Consider the following 17,211-nt stretch of genomic DNA (forward strand, 5'->3'; position numbering starts at 1 on the left):
ATAAGGCGCGAAAAGCGCCGATGTGGTAATCTATATCAATCATTAAAAAGAGAATTTATCCGGCAGTGCACTGCCCGTTAACGCTATGACAGAACAACTAAAATTAACCTTCCCGATGCTCCTGAAACAGCTGGATACTCTGATGCTGCGGGATAAACAGCGGTTTGCGCGCCGCCTGCACGGGGTCAAGAAGGTTAAAAATCCTGATGCACAACAGGCCATTTACCAGGAGATGGCGAAAGAGATTGAACAGGCGGCAGGGAAGGTCGTGCTGCGCGAAGCCGCACGCCCGGCGATTACCTATCCGGAAAACCTGCCCGTCAGCCAGAAAAAACAGGACATCCTTGAGGCGGTCCGCGATCACCAGGTGGTGATTGTCGCGGGGGAAACCGGTTCGGGGAAAACCACCCAGCTGCCGAAAATCTGTATGGAGCTGGGGCGCGGGGTGAAAGGGCTGATTGGCCACACCCAGCCGCGTCGACTGGCCGCGCGTACCGTCGCGAACCGTATTGCCGAAGAGCTGCAAACGGAGCCGGGCGGCTGCATCGGGTATAAGGTGCGATTCAGCGACCACGTCAGCGATAACACGATGGTCAAGCTGATGACCGACGGTATCCTGCTGGCGGAGATCCAGCAGGATCGCCTGCTGATGCAGTACGACACCATCATCATCGATGAGGCGCACGAGCGCAGCCTGAACATCGACTTCCTGCTCGGCTACCTTAAAGAGCTGCTGCCGCGTCGCCCGGATCTGAAAATCATCATCACCTCCGCGACCATCGACCCGGAGCGCTTCTCGAAGCATTTCAACAATGCGCCGATTATTGAAGTCTCGGGCCGCACCTATCCGGTCGAGGTGCGCTATCGCCCGATTGTGGAGGAGGCGGACGATACCGAGCGCGATCAGCTACAGGCTATCTTTGACGCCGTCGACGAGCTGGGCAACGAGAGTTCGGGCGACATCCTGATCTTCATGAGCGGCGAGCGCGAAATTCGCGATACCGCCGATGCGCTCAGCAAGCGCGATCTGCGCCACACCGAGATCCTACCGCTGTACGCGCGTCTGTCGAACAGCGAGCAGAACCGCGTGTTCCAGCCGCACGGCGGGCGACGTATCGTGCTGGCGACCAACGTGGCGGAAACCTCGCTGACCGTGCCGGGCATCAAATACGTTATCGATCCGGGCACGGCGCGCATCAGCCGCTACAGCTATCGCACCAAGGTCCAGCGCCTGCCGATTGAGCCGGTCTCTCAGGCTTCCGCTAACCAGCGTAAAGGCCGCTGCGGCCGCGTGTCGGAAGGGATCTGTATTCGCCTCTATTCCGAAGATGATTTCCTGTCTCGTCCGGAATTTACCGACCCGGAAATTCTGCGCACCAACCTGGCGTCCGTTATCCTGCAGATGACCGCGCTGGGGCTGGGCGACATCGCGGCGTTCCCGTTCGTTGAAGCGCCGGACAAACGCAACATTCAGGACGGCGTGCGCCTGCTGGAAGAGCTGGGCGCGATTACCACCGACGAGCAGGCGACGGCCTACAGGCTGACGCCGCTGGGCCGCCAGCTCAGCCAGCTGCCGGTCGACCCGCGCCTGGCCCGTATGGTGCTGGAAGCGCAAAAGCACGGCTGCGTGCGCGAGGCGATGATCATTACCTCGGCGCTCTCCATTCAGGACCCGCGCGAGCGTCCGATGGACAAGCAGCAGGCGTCGGATGAAAAGCACCGTCGCTTCCACGACAAAGAGTCCGACTTCCTCGCCTTCGTCAACCTGTGGAACTACCTCGGCGAGCAGCAGAAAGCGCTCTCCTCGAACCAGTTCCGCCGCCAGTGCCGGGTGGAGTTCCTCAACTACCTGCGCGTGCGCGAGTGGCAGGATATCTACACCCAGCTGCGTCAGGTGGTGAAAGAACTGGGGATCCCGGTGAACAGCGAGCCTGCGGAGTACCGCGAAATTCATATCGCGCTGCTGACCGGCCTGCTGTCCCATATCGGGATGAAAGATGCGGACAAGCAGGAGTTTACCGGCGCACGCAACGCGCGCTTCTCCATCTTCCCCGGTTCCGGTCTGTTCAAGAAGCCGCCGAAATGGACCATGGTCGCCGAGCTGGTGGAAACCAGCCGCCTGTGGGGGCGCATTGCCGCGCGTATCGATCCGGAATGGGTGGAGCCGGTGGCGCAGCACCTGCTGAAACGCTCGTACAGTGAACCGCACTGGGAGCGCGCGCAGGGCGCGGTGATGGCGACCGAGAAAGTGACCGTTTACGGCCTGCCTGTGGTCGCCGCGCGTAAGGTTAACTACAGCCAGATTGACCCGGCGCTCAGCCGCGAGCTGTTTATCCGCCACGCGCTGGTGGAGGGTGACTGGCAGACGCGCCACGCGTTCTTCCGCGAAAACCTGAAGCTGCGCGCCGAAGTGGAGGAGCTTGAGCACAAGTCCCGCCGTCGCGATATTCTGGTGGACGATGAGGCGCTTTTTGAGTTTTACGACCAGCGCATCAGCCACGAGGTGATTTCTGCCCGCCACTTCGACAGCTGGTGGAAAAAGGCCAGCAAAGAGACACCTGACCTGCTCAACTTCGAAAAGAGCATGCTGATTAAGGAAGGGGCGGAGTCGGTCAGCAAGCTCGACTACCCGAACTTCTGGCATCAGGGCAACCTCAAGCTGCGCCTGACCTATCAGTTTGAACCGGGTACCGACGCGGATGGCGTAACCGTTCATATTCCGCTGCCGCTGTTAAACCAGGTCGATGAGGGCGGGTTTGAGTGGCAAATTCCCGGCCTGCGCCGCGAGCTGGTGATTGCGCTGATCAAATCCCTGCCGAAACCGGTGCGCCGCAACTTTGTACCTGCGCCAAACTATGCGGAAGCCTTTTTGGGCCGCGTCACGCCGCTGGAACTGCCGCTGCTGGACGCGCTGGAGCGTGAATTCCGCCGCATGACCGGCACCACCATCGACCGCGACGACTGGAACTGGGATCAGGTGCCCGATCACCTGAAAATCAGCTTCCGCGTGGTGGATGATAAAAACAAAAAGCTGCTGGAAGGGCGTTCGCTGAGCGAGCTGAAAGAGGCGCTGAAGGGGAAAGTTCAGCAAACGCTGTCTGCGGTGGCGGACGACGGTATCGAGCAGAGCGGGCTGCATATCTGGAGCTTTGGTCAGCTTCCGGAAAGCTACGAACAGAAGCGCGGCAACTACAAGGTGAAGGCCTGGCCTGCGCTGGTGGACGAGCGCGACAGCGTGGCGATCAAGCTCTTTGATAACCCGCTGGAACAGCAGCAGATGATGTGGCGCGGGCTGCGTCGCCTGCTGCTGCTAAACATCCCGTCGCCGATCAAGTATCTGCACGAGAAGCTGCCGAACAAAGCGAAGCTGGGGCTGTACTTTAACCCGTACGGCAAGGTGCTGGATCTGATTGACGACTGCATCTCCTGCGGCGTGGACAAGCTGATCCACGAGGCGGGCGGTCCGGTCTGGACGGAAGAGGGCTTTGCTCAGCTTCATGAGAAGGTGCGCGCGGAGCTGAACGACACCGTGGTGGAGATTGCCAAACAGGTCGAGCAGATCCTGACCGCCGTATTCAATATCAACAAGCGCCTCAAGGGGCGCGTGGATATGACCATGGCGCTGGGGCTGTCGGACGTGAAGGCGCAGATGGCGGGGCTGGTCTATCGCGGCTTTGTCACCGGCAACGGCTTTAAGCGTCTGGGCGATACCCTGCGCTATCTGCAGGCGATTGAAAAACGGCTGGAGAAGATGGCCATCGATCCGCATCGCGATCGCGCCCAGATGCTGAAAGTGGAGAGCGTGCAGCAGGCGTGGCAGCAGTGGCTTAACAAGCTGCCGCCCGCGCGGCGCGATGATGAAGACGTTCAGGAGATCCGCTGGATGATCGAGGAGCTGCGAGTCAGCTTCTTTGCCCAGCAGCTCGGTACGCCGTATCCGATTTCGGATAAGCGTATTCTGCAGGCGATGGAGCAGATCTCCGGTTAAAACCCTAGCCCGGTTTTCACCCTCTCCCATGGGGAGAGGGTCGGGGTGAGGGCATCAGCCCGCACATTTTTTCACCCGTTCACCATTGCCAGCGTAAACCCATCCCATCCCTTAACCCCCACCGTTTGAAGCGCGGTGGCGGTTAAGCGCGGGTTATCCCCAATCATCTCGATAAAACGCCGCACGCCCTGTACCCGCGCGTCGTCGCTTTGGCCGTTAATGACCTCGCCGTCGCGCACCACGTTATCGCCGATAATCACCGTGCCGGGACGAGAGTAGTGAAGCGCCCACTCCAGATAGCCGGGATTGTTCGGCTTATCGGCATCAATAAAGATCAGATCGAACGGGGGAACGTCGCCAAACTGTTCCAGTGACGTCAGCGCGGGCCCTTCGATGAGTTCAATGCGATCGTTAAGTCCGGCCAGCTGGATATTCTGCCGCGCAACGGCGGCATGCGCTGGGTCCGCTTCAAGCGTAACCAGCTTGCCGTCCGGCGGCAGGGTGCGCGCCATCCAGATCGAGCTATAGGCACCCAGCGTACCGATTTCAAGAATGCGTCTTGCCTGCGTCATGCGCACGAACAGCGCCAGCAGCCGCCACCGGGCAGGTTTTCAGGCACTTACCCATCCGCCGCCCAGCGCTTTATACAAGTCAATTTGCGCCAGCAGCAGATTATTTTTTACCTGTACCACGCTGGTTTGCACCGAGTACAGCGTACGCTGAGCGTCAAGCACGTCCAGATAGGACGAATAGCCGTTGCTGTAGCGGTTTTGCGCAATCCGCAGCGTCTCCTGCGCCACGTCCTGCTGGGCAAGCAGCTCCGTCAGCTGTTCCTGATAGCGCGTTATGGCGTCAAGGCTATCATTCACCTCTGCAAAAGCATTTCGCACCACTTTTTCGTAGGAATAGAGAGCCTGATTACGCTGGGACTGGGAAATATCAACCTGCGCATTCAGCGCCTGGCGGTTCAGCAGCGGCGCCAGAATGCTGCCGCCTGCGCTCCAGAGCTGCAGCGGGTTATCCAGCAGGCCGGACAGGGTACGATCCTGTATCGATCCGGTTGCGGTGAGGTTGATCGACGGGAGCAGGCTGGCACGCGACGCCGCCAGCGTTGCGTCGGCTGCAATAAGCTGGCGTTCCGCCTGCACGATATCCGGACGGCGATTAAGTAGCGTCGACGGCAACTGCGACGGCAGGTGGAGCGGCGTAATCGCGTCAAACCTGTCGCCACGCGCGATATTGCCCGGATTACCGCCAAGCAGCAGGCCCAGCGCGTTTTCCTGCTGAGCAATCTGATGCCGGAGCACGGGCACCTGCGCCCGTGTGGATCGCAGTTCAGAGTCGGACTGCATGAGCTCCAGCCGCGAGGTGTATCCCGTTTCAAACTGCCGTTTGGCAAGGTTGAACGCTGCTTCACGCGACTTTAGCGTGGATTCGGTGACGCGCAGCTGTTCATCCAGCGAGAGCAGGGTGACGTATCCGGTAGCTACCGACGACGCAACGGTTAAATCCGCCGCCGCGGCAGCGGCTTTTTGCGCCTCCAGCGAGGCCTCGGCGGCGCGGGCGGTGCTGCGGTTCACGCCCCAGATATCAACATCGTAGCTGGCGGTGAGGCTGCCTTTATACAGCGTGCCGTAGACCGGCAGACCGGTGGCGGCGGATTGCGAACGGGCGCGGGTGCCCGTCACGCCCGCCTCAAGCGACGGGAACAGGCTGCCGTCGGCGGCATAGACCCGCGCCTGATATTCGTTCACGCGCTCGCGGGCAATCAGCACGTCGCTGTTGTTTTTGAGCGCCTCATCCACGTAGCGGTTGAGATTACTGTCGTGAAAGCTTCGCCACCAGAGCTGTTCTACCTGGCTGGCGGGGCCTGCATCGGTGCGCCATTGCGCCGGGATGTGCAGGGACGATTTTGCCGGTTCAACGTCCACCGACTGGCATCCCGCCAGAATGACGGCGATCAGCAGGCCGGCTAGCGGGCGCAGCGTCATGGCTTCGCCTCCCGCGTATCAATCGTCACCTGCACCGACATGCCAGGGCGCAGCAGGGCTGAGTCTTCAGGTTTGCCAAGCACCTCGATGCGCACCGGAATACGCTGCGCGATTTTGACAAAGTTGCCGGTGGCGTTATCCGGGGTAATCGCGCTGAATTCGACGCCCGTCGCCGGAGAAATGCTCTCCACGCGGCCCTGATAGGCCTTGTCGTTAAGCGCATCGACGGTAAATTTGACCGGCTGGCCGACGCGTAAATTCGCGAGCTGCGTCTCTTTGATGTTGGCGATCACCCAGTGCTGCGGCGGGACCAGCGTGGTCAGGTGCGTTCCGGCGGTAACGTACGCGCCAAGACGCACGGCAATCTGGCCGAGCTGGCCGTCGCGCGGGGCAATAATGCGGGTGTTTTGCAGGTCGATCTGCGCCAGCTCCAGCGCCGCTTTCGCATTTTCGACATCCGCCTCAAGCGAACCGCGATTGACGATAACGGTCTGCAGGTCCTGGCGCGACATCTCAAGCGTCGCTTTGGCCTGGTCGATGTCGGCGCTACCCTGTGCGGCGCTGGCAAGCGCCGCGTCGCGCTCGCGAATGGAGAGCGACCCGTCTGCCGTTAAATCCTTCACGCGCCTGAGGTCCGCCTGGGTTTTCAGGCTCTGGGCGCGCGCATTTTTCAGCACCGCCTCGTTTTTTGCGATCGTCGCTTCGGCGCTTTTACGCTGCTGCAGGTTGTTCTTCAGCGCGGCAATTTTCATCGCCAGCTGCGCCTCGGCCTGATGGACCCGCTGGCGATAGATACGATCGTCTATCTGAAGCAGCACGTCGCCTTTTTTTACCTGCACAAAGTCCTGTACGTTCACCTCGGTGATATAACCATTCACCTGCGGGCTGATAAACGTCGTCTGGCCTCGCACGTAGGCGTTATCCGTAAACTGCGCGTGCCGGGTAAACGGCGGCAGCTGCCAGGCGTAGAGGATCGCCAGCACGCCGACAATACCGATGGCGGCGGCGGTGAATACCGAAACAATGCGCACGTTTTTGCGCGTGTTGGCCTGCTCTTTGGCGGCATCCTGCTGACTCATAAACTCTCCAGAAACTCTCTATTATTTGTTGCCCGTGGCCTTCTTCAGGGCCATGCGGGCAGTTATGCGCAGGCGCAACAAGCGCCATAAAATCCACACCAGCGTGGCGGCGGCAATGCTCGCCGTCAGAAGATAAGTGTCGTTATAAGCCAGAATGTTCGCCTCAAGGGCGGTGACCGTCTGCAGCTGCGTGATGGCCTGGGTACTCAGCAGGGAACTGTCGCCAATCAGGCTCTGATACATCTGGGTATAGGCCTGAATGCGCTCGTTCACCAGGGGATTGAGCGTGGTGAGCTGTTCGGCCAGCAGGCTGGAGTGGTACTTCTCGCGCCAGGTCTGGAAGGTGCCGAGGATCGCTGAGCCGAGCAGGCCGCCGATATTCTGGCTCATGCCGAACATCACCGAGAAGCTAACCAGGTTGCGCGGTTCGGCGATGACGCCACCGATGGCGGCCAGCATTGCCGGGGCAAGAAAGAAGGCGCTGCCGAAGCCCAGCAGGAACTGGCTCAGCATCAGCTGGTCCGGGCGGGTCAGGCTGGTCGACCGGCTGTCGAGCAGGGAGGCCACAATCATCAGCGCCAGCGAGGTAATGATGGGCCACGCGAGCTTGGTGGGCTTGATCGTTAAACAGCTGGCGACGATCCCGCAGGCGATGCCGGCGAAAATAGACCACGCCAGGTGCGTCATCTGTTCGTTTTGCAGGCCAACGTACTGTAGCCAGCCGATAACCCCGGTGTTCTGCTCCGCCAGCACGATGCGGATCAGCAGCATAATTAACCCCAGACGCACGATACTGCCGCTTGAGAGCCAGCGGGTATTGAGCAAGGGATTGCTGCGGTTATGTTCAAACATAATCGCAGAGACAATCAACACCAGCGATAGCGCCAGCGACCAGCCAATCCACGGCGCTTCAAACCACCAGTCAAGACGGCCTAAAGAGAGCACCGCGCACAGCAGCGCCATCCCGGGCGCCAGCAGAAAGAAGGTCACAAAATCTTTCTTCTCGAAAACCTTTCGGCGGTCGCCCGGCGGCAGCTTGAGCACCATCACGCAGGCCAGCGATATCAGCGCCAGCCCCAGCTCAAAGAAGTAAAGCCCGCGCCACTCGTCGAGCTGGAGCAGTTCGGTTGAAAACAGCCGCGCGATGGGGATCGCCAGCGACGATCCGGTAATACCAATCGTCAGGGCTTTCAGACGGTGCTTCGCGGGCCAGGCCTGAATCTGATAATAGATACCGAGCGAACTGAGCGCAGCCGCGACCATGCCGTGCGCGGCTCGCACCATCAGCGCCGAGCTGAGATCGTTTACAAACAGGTGGAAAAAGGTCACCAGCACATAAAGCACCAGGAACCCCTCCGTAAACGCCCGCAGCCCGTACTGCTGGCGGAATTTCACCAGCAGCAGGTTGATGGAGACATTGGTCATGACGTAGACGGCGGGCAGCCAGGCGATCTCCGTCGACCATGCCCCGAAGGTTCCCTGCAGGTTTTGCAGGTTGGCGGTCACGACCGCGTTACCGAGCGCGCCCGTCAGGCACACCAGCAGGCCAACGATGCCGTAGGCAATTCGCTTCGGGGTAGGGTGTTCCGGCGTAGAGGGTGAACCCAGCAGGGCGGGCTTCTCATGTGGCTGCCACTCGCGAGGAGCATAAGGATCGCGTTGGGGCAGGCGCATAGCGACGTTTACCTTAGCAAAAGTTGAATAGTGAGCGGGCTAATGATTCTACGTCTGACGTAAATCATAATTCAAGTGAATATGATTATCGCATGTTAACCGCATGTTGAAGGGATAGTTAAGGAAAAAAACGAAATGAGGACGGGCTCACCTGCGTGAAGCGTGCCCACGGTTGCGCCCGTCAGGCTAATGCCGCTACCCTAAGAGACCATATCAGGAGGAGACCGCAATGGAACAGGCTAATATTCCCGGCTTGCCGGACGCTACGCTGGCGGCAATCAACACCGTCGGGGCGTGGCTGGCGCAGGATGACCAACAGGTGTCGGACGTTGACAGGGTAATCCTGGCCGGAAATGCGGTGATCCCCACGATTGACGCGGCGTGCCGCATCGCCGCGCAAAACGGTATTCCGCTCCTGATCAGCGGCGGGATCGGGCATTCGACCTCATTTTTATATGCAGCCGTTGCCGGTCATCCTCGCTATCACGCGATCCCCACCGCCGGGCGCGCGGAGGCGAGCATCCTGGGGGATATCGCCAGCCGGTTCTGGCAGATCCCCACCAGCCAAATCCTGATTGAAGATCGCTCAACCAACTGCGGGGAAAATGCCCGCTTTAGTTGGGAACTGCTCAAACGGCATCGGCAGCGCGCCGGGCGGGTGCTGGTCGTGCAAGACCCCACCATGCAGCGCCGTACGATGGCAACCTTCGCCCGGGTGTGCCGCGATGAGCCTGTCTCACCGCAGTGGCTAAGCCATCCGGGCTTTATTCCCCGTCTTCACAACGGCGAGGGCGGCGTGGCGTTTAGCCCGGATCGCGACGGCCTGTGGCCGGTTGAACGCTATATCTCACTGCTGCTGGGGGAGCTTCCGCGCCTGTATGATGACATCAACGGCTATGGCCCGGCGGGGCGCGATTTCATTACCCACGTTGAATTTCCCGATGCGGTGAGCGCGGCGTGGGAGGCGTTGCGTCAGGACGCAATCCTGACCGGGCTGCTGAATCAACGTTCAGTTTCCTGAGCCGTTGCCCGTTTGCGTAACCTTTGCCGCAAACGGGCAATTGATGTTGCGAATTTGTAATGATGGCCTTTTGTTGACCCGGTTCTTTTTTGAGATATCTCACAAAAACAGCGCGATAGAGTAGGCAACTTCGCCTGCAACTGTAGTTTTTAACAATAAGTTTACTTGTTAAAAACAGTGTAATTACAGGAGCAGGTTATGACAGTACCCGTACAACATCCTATGTATATCGACGGACAGTTTGTTACCTGGCAGGGCGACGCCTGGATTGATGTTATCAACCCGGCCACCGAAGAGGTCATTTCCCGTATTCCCGACGGTCGCGCTGAAGATGCGGCCAGGGCCATCGACGCCGCCGAGCGCGCTCAGCCTCAGTGGGAGGCGTTGCCCGCCATCGAACGCGCCGGATGGCTGCGTAAGATCTCCGCCGGTATCCGCGAGCGCGTGAGCGAAATCAGCGCCCTGATCGTGGCAGAAGGCGGCAAAATTCAGCAGCTGGCGGAGGTAGAAGTTAACTTTACCGCCGACTACATCGACTATATGGCCGAGTGGGCGCGTCGCTACGAAGGGGAAATTATCCAGAGCGACCGTCCCGGCGAGAACATTCTGGTCTTCAAGCGCGCCCTGGGCGTCACCACCGGCATCCTGCCGTGGAACTTCCCGTTCTTCCTGATTGCCCGCAAGCTCGCGCCCGCGCTGCTGACGGGAAACACCATCGTCATTAAGCCGAGCGAATTTACGCCTAATAACGCCGTTGCTTTTGCCAAAATCGTCGACGAAATTGGCCTCCCTAAAGGGGTCTTCAACCTGGTGCTGGGCCGGGGCGAAACCGTCGGCCAGGAGCTGGCGGGGAATCCAAAAGTGGCGATGGTCAGCATGACCGGCAGCGTCGGCGCGGGTGAGAAGATCATGGCGGCGGCGGCGAAAAACATCACCAAAGTAGGGCTTGAGCTGGGCGGTAAAGCGCCCGCCATCGTAATGGATGATGCCAACCTGGAGCTGGCGGTAAAAGCCATCGTCGATTCCCGCGTCATCAACACCGGGCAGGTATGTAACTGCGCCGAGCGCGTCTACGTGCAGAAAGGGATTTATGACCGCTTCGTTAACCGTCTTGGGGAAGCGATGAAAGCCGTTCAGTTTGGCAATCCCGCCGAACGAAACGACATTGCGATGGGGCCGTTGATTAACGCCGCCGCGCTTGAGCGCGTAGAGCAAAAAGTGGCGCGCGCGGTACAGGAAGGGGCGAAAGTGGTGCTCGGCGGCAAGGCGGTCGAGGGGAAAGGCTACTATTATCCGCCGACGCTGCTGCTGGACGTGCGCCAGGAAATGGCGATTATGCATGAAGAGACGTTTGGCCCGGTACTGCCGGTGGTGGTTTTTGATACGCTGGAGGAGGCGCTGAAAATGGCTAACGACAGCGACTACGGCTTAACGTCATCACTCTATACTCAGGATCTGAACGTCGCCATGAAGGCGATTAAAGGGCTGAAGTTTGGCGAAACCTACATTAACCGCGAGAACTTTGAAGCCATGCAGGGCTTCCACGCGGGCTGGCGCAGGTCCGGGATTGGCGGCGCGGACGGTAAGCACGGGCTGAATGAATATCTGCAAACGCAGGTGGTCTATCTTCAGTCTTAATGAATACCCCCCTCCCGCAGGAGAGGGGGTTTTGCCTTACAGCGAGGCGAATTTATCCAGGGTCCGCACCAGCTGCGTGACGAACCCATACTCGTTGTCATACCAGGCGACGGCCTTCACCAGCTGCACATCGCCCGCCTCGGTTACTTCCGTCTGCGTCGCGTCAAATATCGATCCGAAGTGTGAGCCGATCACGTCGGAGGAGACAATTTCCTCGTCGGTGTAGCCAAAGGATTTGTTGCCCTGGGTGGCTTTTTTCAGCGCGGCGTGGATCTCCTCCACCGTGACCTTTTTCTCAAGGATGGCCACCAGCTCCGTTACGGAACCCGTTTTGACCGGCACGCGCTGCGCATGACCTTTCAGCCTGCCGCTCAGCGCCGGGATCACCAGCCCAATGGCCTTGGCGGCACCGGTCGTGTGGGGAATGATGTTTTCCGCCGCCGCGCGAGAGGCGCGCAGATCTTTCCCGCGCGGCCCATCTACCAGCGCCTGCGTACCCGTATAGGCGTGAATGGTGGTCATGGTGCCCACCTTAATGCCGAATGCGTCGTGGAGCGCTTTCGCCAGCGGGGCGAGGCAGTTCGTGGTGCAGGAGGCGACGGAGATGATGGTGTCGCTGGCATCGATAGTGTCGTCGTTAACGTTGAACACAATGGTTTTCATCTCGCCCGCCGGGGCGGAGATCAGCACCTTTTTGGCACCTGCATCCAGATGCGCTCTGGATTTCTCTTCCGAGGTATAAAAACCGGTGCATTCCACGACGATATCCACGCCTGCCGATTTCCAGGGGATATGTCTGGCCTCTTTTTCGGCGTAAACCGCGATGGTTTTACCATCGACAATCAGCGCGTCTTCGGTGAAGTCGACGCTCCACGGAAATCCGCCGTAGTTAGAGTCATGCCTCAGCAGGTAGGCCAGCACTTTTGGAGAGGTTAGGTCATTGATGGCGACGACGGTATTGCTGTCCTGGGTTTCAAGAAGGCGACGCAGCACAAGGCGTCCGATACGTCCAAATCCGTTAATACCAATTTTACTCATCGTATTCTCCTGGTGAACATGTCGATGCGACAGTTTGAACTCATCCAGGCTTAGACCATCACGGGCCGGGCGGCAATTGAAGATGCTTCATGCGTAAGGAAGTATTTGAAAAACAATACAGAAAAGTTAATGAATTTTTAAGCAAAGCGGATTATGTTGGCGCTGTATTTGTTATTCATCAGGAAATCACATGCGCACTAAATATACAGGCCTGCAAATCGGCATTCACTGGCTGGTGTTTCTGTTAGTCATCGTGGCCTACTGCGCCATGGAGTTCAGAGGCTTTTTTCCGCGAACAGACCGTCCGCTGATAAACATGATCCACGTTTCCTGCGGGATCTCCATCCTGGTGCTGATGGTGGCGCGCCTGCTGATCCGCCTTAAGTACCCGGCTCCGCCCATTCAGCCGAAGCCCAAACCGATGATCACCGGCCTGTCGCATCTGGGCCACCTGATTGTGTACGTGCTGTTTATCGCGCTGCCGCTGATCGGCATTGTGATGATGTATAACCGGGGGAATGACTGGTTTGCCTTCGGTATGGTGATGCCGCACGCGGCGGAAGGGAATTTTGACCTGGTGGATGTGCTTAAAGAGTGGCACGTGACGCTGGCAAACCTGGGCTATTTCGTCATTGGCCTGCACGCGCTGGCGGCGCTGATGCACCACTATTTCTGGAAAGACAACACGCTGCTGCGCATGATGCCGAAAAAGCGTCAGTAGTCTTTAACTGGCGCTGCGCTTATCCGGCCTACGATTCAGAACCGTTTGTAGGCCGGGTAAGCGCAGCGCCACCCGGCTTGTTTTTTAACGCAGCAGAGCACGCTCTTCAGCTGTTAATTCCAGCGTCTGGGTTGACCCTGTTTCAGATGACTTCACCGCCGCTTCCAGCACCGCCATTACCGCCAGCGCGTCAACCGGATGAACCGGGTTCTCGATTTTGCCCATCAGCGCATCCCGCACGTTGATGTAATACTGACGCTGATCGCCCTTCGGCGTTTTCAGACGCGTTGCGTCGCCGTTGGCATCAAACAGCACCATATCGTCGCTGTCTTCGCCCCAGCTTTCGCTGCCCGGAATAACACCCGCCAGCAGCTGTGCTTCCTGCCGATCGATGCATGCCTTCACCACGCTGGCTTTATCGCCGTGAACGGTAAAGCGCGATGTACCGCCAGCCACCAGCATGCTGGCGTGCAGAATCACCTTATGTTCAGGGTAGTTCAGGACCACGTGCGCCCAGTCGTTAATTTCCGCGCCGTCGCGCAGGGTGGCGATATTGCCCTGAACCGACTCGGGCAACCCGAAAAGCTGCAGCGTCTGGTCGATCAGGTGCGGGCCGAGGTCGAACCACAGGCCGCTGCCCGGCACGTTTTGCTCTCTCCAGCGCACGCGCACTTCCGGGCGGAAGCGGTCAATGTGCGACTCAAAAAGTTTAACCTTGCCGATACGGCCTTGCTCGATAGCCTGCTTGATGCCGAGGAAATCGCTGTCCCAGCGGCGGTTATGGAACACCGAGAGCAGGCGATCTTTTTCATCCGCCAGGGCAATCAGGTCGCGGGCCTCCTGCATGTCGAGCGTAAACGGCTTATCGACGACCACATGTTTGCCTGCGTTCAGGGCAAGCGTCGCCAGCGGCGCGTGGGTAGCGTTAGGTGAGGCAATGACCACCAGATCGATATCGGGATGCTGAATGGCCTCTTCGGGGGTGGCAACTACCTGAACATCCGGCAGATCGCGTTTTACCTTCTCTTCATCACGCGAGGAAACCACCGCCAGTTTTAATCCTTCCACCGACTGGATAAGCGGGGCATGGAACGTTTTGCCGACAAAACCATAGCCGATGAGCGCAACGTTGATTGTCTTCACTTTATTCATAACGAACTCCACCTTAATTTGCGCAAACCGTAATCTGCAGTGCGCCAGTATCCCCAGGCTCTGCCCAGGGACGATCTAAAAACAGTTGATGAATGTCGGCGAGCCCACAGACAAGCCAGGGTTCACAGCGGTTCAGCTTGAGGCGATCGGCTACGATCCAGTGCTGGTGGCTGGCTGCCAGCATGGCTCGCTTAACCTCGGCATCGGCCTCCTGGCTGGCGCTCAGGCCCAGCTCGGCGTGGATAGCACAGGCGCCGAGAATGGCAATATCCGCCCGGTAGCGCGAGAGCAGGGAGAGGGTCGCGCTGCCGGCAAACAGGCGCTGTTTCTGGTCCCATTTCCCGCCGAGCAGGATCAGGTCGATATCCGTCCGGTCGCTGAACAACTGAGCGATATCCAGCGACGTAGTAATGACGGTCAGCGGGCCTTCAAGGAAAGAGGCGACCGCCAGAACCGTGCTTCCCGCGTCCAGAAACAGCGTTGAACCCGGCGGAACGCTCCGTGCAACCCGCTTCCCCAGGCGCTGTTTGGCTTCGGGCAGCAGCGTATTTCTGCTGTGACGACTCATGGCGGAAAGATCCAGCGCGATAGCGCCGCCGTGGTTTTTCTGCGCCAGCCCCTGATTTTCCAGGTCGGTCAAATCCCGGCGGATGGTATCTGCAGAGACGTTTAGCCTTTCTGCCAGCTCGGTGATGCTGGCCTGGCCCCGTTCGCTGAGCATCTCAAGAACGTATTTTTGTCTGGCCGTTTTATGCATGGTAAGCGTAATCCTGCAAAATGTCGCAATAGTTTGCATATTACCGCATTTCTCGTGAAAGGGAATAGTCAAACCTGAGCCCATGGTTCAATTGAGTGATTATTAAAATTTAATTAATTAAGTCTTTCTAAACTGTTTTTTATGTTAATCACGATGTTATCGTTATGTTTTGTTTAACTATTTGGGCTATGTGACCGCTATAGTGCGGGTAATTAGCGTATTAATCCTTTATTTACTTTCTTAATGGAATAATAAGCTGGTTGATTTGCAGTTGATAAAATTAAATCTTTCTTAAGCTTAGAAGGTTACTTAAATTGACAGTTCTTTGAAAATCTTTGTGTCTGACGCACTCTGAAATTAACGCAAAAATGTACAGGGCGCATTTTAGGAATTTTACTTAAATAACAAGGGTTTTATTTGTTTCATGTGAAAGGCCTTTTTAAGACTATTGTCGAGAAACCTTGCGATTTTTCTTATTTGTAACACCTTATTAACACTGTGGGTGTAGTTGCATATAAAGCATTTTGTTATGCTGCAATCCAGCTTTAAAAATAAGTAAATTCCTAATTTTATTTAATACGGTCGGCTCTCATTTCCAGCGGAAATGGGATGGGCAGCTTTCACCTTAAATTTGGCGCAGAGGGAGTGAAGAGTATTTGTCTAATTATCACTACCACTTTTGGGTAAGTATTTGGTCAGCACTCAGAGTCAGGGGGATAAAATGACTGCATGGCGTAACGATAGTTTATTCAGATTTCCGACAGCCGTGGCGCTTATTGCCCTGGTCGTCAATACGGCTTACGCCAATAGCAGCCAGGTTGGCATTGCGCCAATTACCGCGACAACGCTCAAAGAAAGTATCCTTTTCGCCATCGATCGCGATCCTTCCGTGAGCCAGCAGGCGGCGCAGCTGGGTATTGGCCAGGCGCAAATAGATGAAGCGCGCAGCGGCTGGATGCCACAAATATCCTTAAACGGCAGCACGGGCCATAGCCAAACGACAGATTCCAGCGGATCGCTGCGTAATTCTGCGGCCTGGGGCCTCAGCCTGACGCAGCTGGTTTACGATTTTGGCAAAACCAACAACAGCATCAGCCAGTCTTCGGCCCAGCGCGATAGCTATCGCTATCAGCTGATGGGCACGCTGTCTGACGTAGCGGAAAAAACGGCCCTCAGCTACGTGGAGGTTAAGCGCTACACCGATCTGCTGCAGGCGGCAAAAGAGAATGTGCAGGCGCTTAAAAACGTCGAGCAGCTGGCGATGCTGCGTGCGGATGCAGGCGTGAGTTCGACATCCGACGAACTTCAGACCCGCACGCGGATCGCGGGCATGCAGGCGACGGTTCAGCAGTATAACGCTTCCTTAAACAGCGCCCGCGCACGACTGGCGGTGTTGACCGGAATGCAGGCGGAGCGCTATTCGCCTGTGCCCGCGAATCTCGCCGTCGAGCCTGATTCGCTGAACCGCATTGATTATTCGCTGATACCCGCGGTGATGGCCGCGCAGAACATGGAGCGCTCCGCCCAGTATGGCGTTGAAACGGCAAAGTCCCAGCACTGGCCGACGTTAAGCCTGAAGGGCGGCCGCACGCGCTATGAGTCGGACAACCGTTCCTACTGGGACGACCAGATACAGCTCAATATTGACGCACCGCTTTACCAAGGGGGCGCCGTATCGGCACGCGTGCGCCAGGCCGAGGGCGCAAGGGCGATGGCATCGTCTCAGGTTGACCAGGCGCGATTTGATGTACTGCAAAAAGCCTCGGTTGCCCAGGCCGACTGGACCGGCGCGCGCGGCAGAGTGGAGGCGGGAAAACGACAGCTGGAAAATGCGCTGCGCGCCCGCGATGTCTATAAAAACGAATATACCCTGAGCAAGCGCAGCATTAACGATTTGCTCAGCGTCGAACAGGACGTTTGGGCCGCGACCTCAGCAAAAATAATCGCCGAATATGATGGCTGGAGTTCGGCAATTAATTACGCATCAGCTGTAGACAATCTCATGCCCCTTATTGGCATCGAGAAAAACGCTGCTGCGAAATTACCCGATTTGAGTTAATAAAAGACGCGCCTTTCTGCGCGATATAAGTCTGACAATAATGGGTGAATTTTCCCAGGGATAGCTACATCCATCTGGTGGACATATCCACAG

The 17,211-nt window shown here is 57.8% G+C and carries 11 protein-coding genes and 1 pseudogene; 5 read left to right on the plus strand and 7 right to left on the minus strand.

The features are described from left to right. The first annotated feature begins 85 nt into the window (after positions 1 to 85). Complete coding sequence (gene hrpA / locus VPX56_RS11160; RefSeq protein WP_326471788.1) at positions 86 to 3,988, plus strand: ATP-dependent RNA helicase HrpA; 3,903 nt, start codon at positions 86 to 88, stop codon at positions 3,986 to 3,988. 71 nt (positions 3,989 to 4,059) lie between these two features. Here the strand turns inward: hrpA and VPX56_RS11165 are convergent. The 4 genes and pseudogenes from VPX56_RS11165 to VPX56_RS11180 all read right to left on the minus strand — a co-directional run. After that, a pseudogene (locus VPX56_RS11165) lies at positions 4,060 to 4,584 on the minus strand (O-methyltransferase); the annotation flags it as partial. Between the two features lie 15 nt (positions 4,585 to 4,599). After that, a complete protein-coding gene (locus VPX56_RS11170; RefSeq protein ID WP_326471790.1) occupies positions 4,600 to 5,979 on the minus strand; it encodes an efflux transporter outer membrane subunit in 1,380 nt (459 codons plus the stop codon). Next, complete coding sequence (locus VPX56_RS11175; protein ID WP_326471792.1) at positions 5,976 to 7,058, minus strand: HlyD family secretion protein; 1,083 nt, start codon at positions 7,056 to 7,058, stop codon at positions 5,976 to 5,978. Before VPX56_RS11175 ends, VPX56_RS11170 begins: the two co-directional genes overlap by 4 nt. A 21-nt stretch (positions 7,059 to 7,079) precedes the next feature. Next, complete coding sequence (locus VPX56_RS11180; RefSeq protein ID WP_370972136.1) at positions 7,080 to 8,732, minus strand: MFS transporter; 1,653 nt, start codon at positions 8,730 to 8,732, stop codon at positions 7,080 to 7,082. Between the two features lie 229 nt (positions 8,733 to 8,961). Between VPX56_RS11180 and VPX56_RS11185 the strand changes: the two genes are divergently transcribed. Then, positions 8,962 to 9,753 carry a YdcF family protein gene (locus VPX56_RS11185; protein WP_326471794.1) on the plus strand — a complete coding sequence of 264 codons (792 nt, stop codon included), beginning with the start codon at positions 8,962 to 8,964 and terminating at the stop codon, positions 9,751 to 9,753. Between the two features lie 198 nt (positions 9,754 to 9,951). Then, positions 9,952 to 11,391, plus strand: a complete 1,440-nt coding sequence (gene aldA, locus VPX56_RS11190) for an aldehyde dehydrogenase (RefSeq protein ID WP_326471796.1) — start codon at positions 9,952 to 9,954, stop codon at positions 11,389 to 11,391. A 36-nt stretch (positions 11,392 to 11,427) separates the two neighbouring features. Here aldA and gap read toward each other — a convergent pair whose 3' ends face one another. Continuing rightward, the gene (gene gap, locus VPX56_RS11195) at positions 11,428 to 12,429 is read right to left on the minus strand and encodes a type I glyceraldehyde-3-phosphate dehydrogenase (protein WP_326471798.1); all 1,002 of its coding nucleotides are present in this window, start codon (positions 12,427 to 12,429) and stop codon (positions 11,428 to 11,430) included. Positions 12,430 to 12,619: 190 nt separating this feature from the next. On the opposite strand from gap, the gene cybB reads away from it, so the two are divergent. Further along, on the plus strand, positions 12,620 to 13,150 hold the full coding sequence (gene cybB, locus VPX56_RS11200) for a cytochrome b561 (RefSeq protein WP_131632722.1): 531 nt from the start codon (positions 12,620 to 12,622) through the stop codon (positions 13,148 to 13,150). Positions 13,151 to 13,234: 84 nt separating this feature from the next. Here cybB and VPX56_RS11205 read toward each other — a convergent pair whose 3' ends face one another. Beyond that, the gene (locus VPX56_RS11205) at positions 13,235 to 14,302 is read right to left on the minus strand and encodes an oxidoreductase (protein WP_326471801.1); all 1,068 of its coding nucleotides are present in this window, start codon (positions 14,300 to 14,302) and stop codon (positions 13,235 to 13,237) included. A gap of 13 nt (positions 14,303 to 14,315) precedes the next feature. Next, on the minus strand, positions 14,316 to 15,059 hold the full coding sequence (locus VPX56_RS11210) for a DeoR/GlpR family DNA-binding transcription regulator (protein WP_326471803.1): 744 nt from the start codon (positions 15,057 to 15,059) through the stop codon (positions 14,316 to 14,318). 721 nt (positions 15,060 to 15,780) lie between these two features. Between VPX56_RS11210 and VPX56_RS11215 the strand changes: the two genes are divergently transcribed. Continuing rightward, positions 15,781 to 17,118, plus strand: coding sequence for a TolC family outer membrane protein (locus VPX56_RS11215; protein WP_326471805.1), 1,338 nt, complete (start codon positions 15,781 to 15,783; stop codon positions 17,116 to 17,118). The last annotated feature ends 93 nt before the right edge of the window (positions 17,119 to 17,211 follow it).

This window comes from Enterobacter wuhouensis (genome assembly GCF_035835995.1).
Taxonomy (GTDB): Bacteria; Pseudomonadota; Gammaproteobacteria; order Enterobacterales; family Enterobacteriaceae; genus Enterobacter; species Enterobacter wuhouensis.

Excerpts from the sequence above, each read along its gene's own strand:
- VPX56_RS11210 (WP_326471803.1), bottom strand. The coding sequence starts at position 15,059 with ATGCATAAAACGGCCAGACAAAAATACGTTCTTGAGATGCTCAGCGAA.
- hrpA (WP_326471788.1), top strand. The coding sequence starts at position 86 with ATGACAGAACAACTAAAATTAACCTTCCCGATGCTCCTGAAACAGCTG.
- cybB (WP_131632722.1), top strand. The coding sequence starts at position 12,620 with ATGCGCACTAAATATACAGGCCTGCAAATCGGCATTCACTGGCTGGTG.
- VPX56_RS11180 (WP_370972136.1), bottom strand. The coding sequence starts at position 8,732 with ATGCGCCTGCCCCAACGCGATCCTTATGCTCCTCGCGAGTGGCAGCCA.
- VPX56_RS11185 (WP_326471794.1), top strand. The coding sequence starts at position 8,962 with ATGGAACAGGCTAATATTCCCGGCTTGCCGGACGCTACGCTGGCGGCA.
- VPX56_RS11170 (WP_326471790.1), bottom strand. The coding sequence starts at position 5,979 with ATGACGCTGCGCCCGCTAGCCGGCCTGCTGATCGCCGTCATTCTGGCG.
- VPX56_RS11215 (WP_326471805.1), top strand. The coding sequence starts at position 15,781 with ATGACTGCATGGCGTAACGATAGTTTATTCAGATTTCCGACAGCCGTG.
- aldA (WP_326471796.1), top strand. The coding sequence starts at position 9,952 with ATGACAGTACCCGTACAACATCCTATGTATATCGACGGACAGTTTGTT.
- VPX56_RS11205 (WP_326471801.1), bottom strand. The coding sequence starts at position 14,302 with ATGAATAAAGTGAAGACAATCAACGTTGCGCTCATCGGCTATGGTTTT.
- VPX56_RS11175 (WP_326471792.1), bottom strand. The coding sequence starts at position 7,058 with ATGAGTCAGCAGGATGCCGCCAAAGAGCAGGCCAACACGCGCAAAAAC.
- gap (WP_326471798.1), bottom strand. The coding sequence starts at position 12,429 with ATGAGTAAAATTGGTATTAACGGATTTGGACGTATCGGACGCCTTGTG.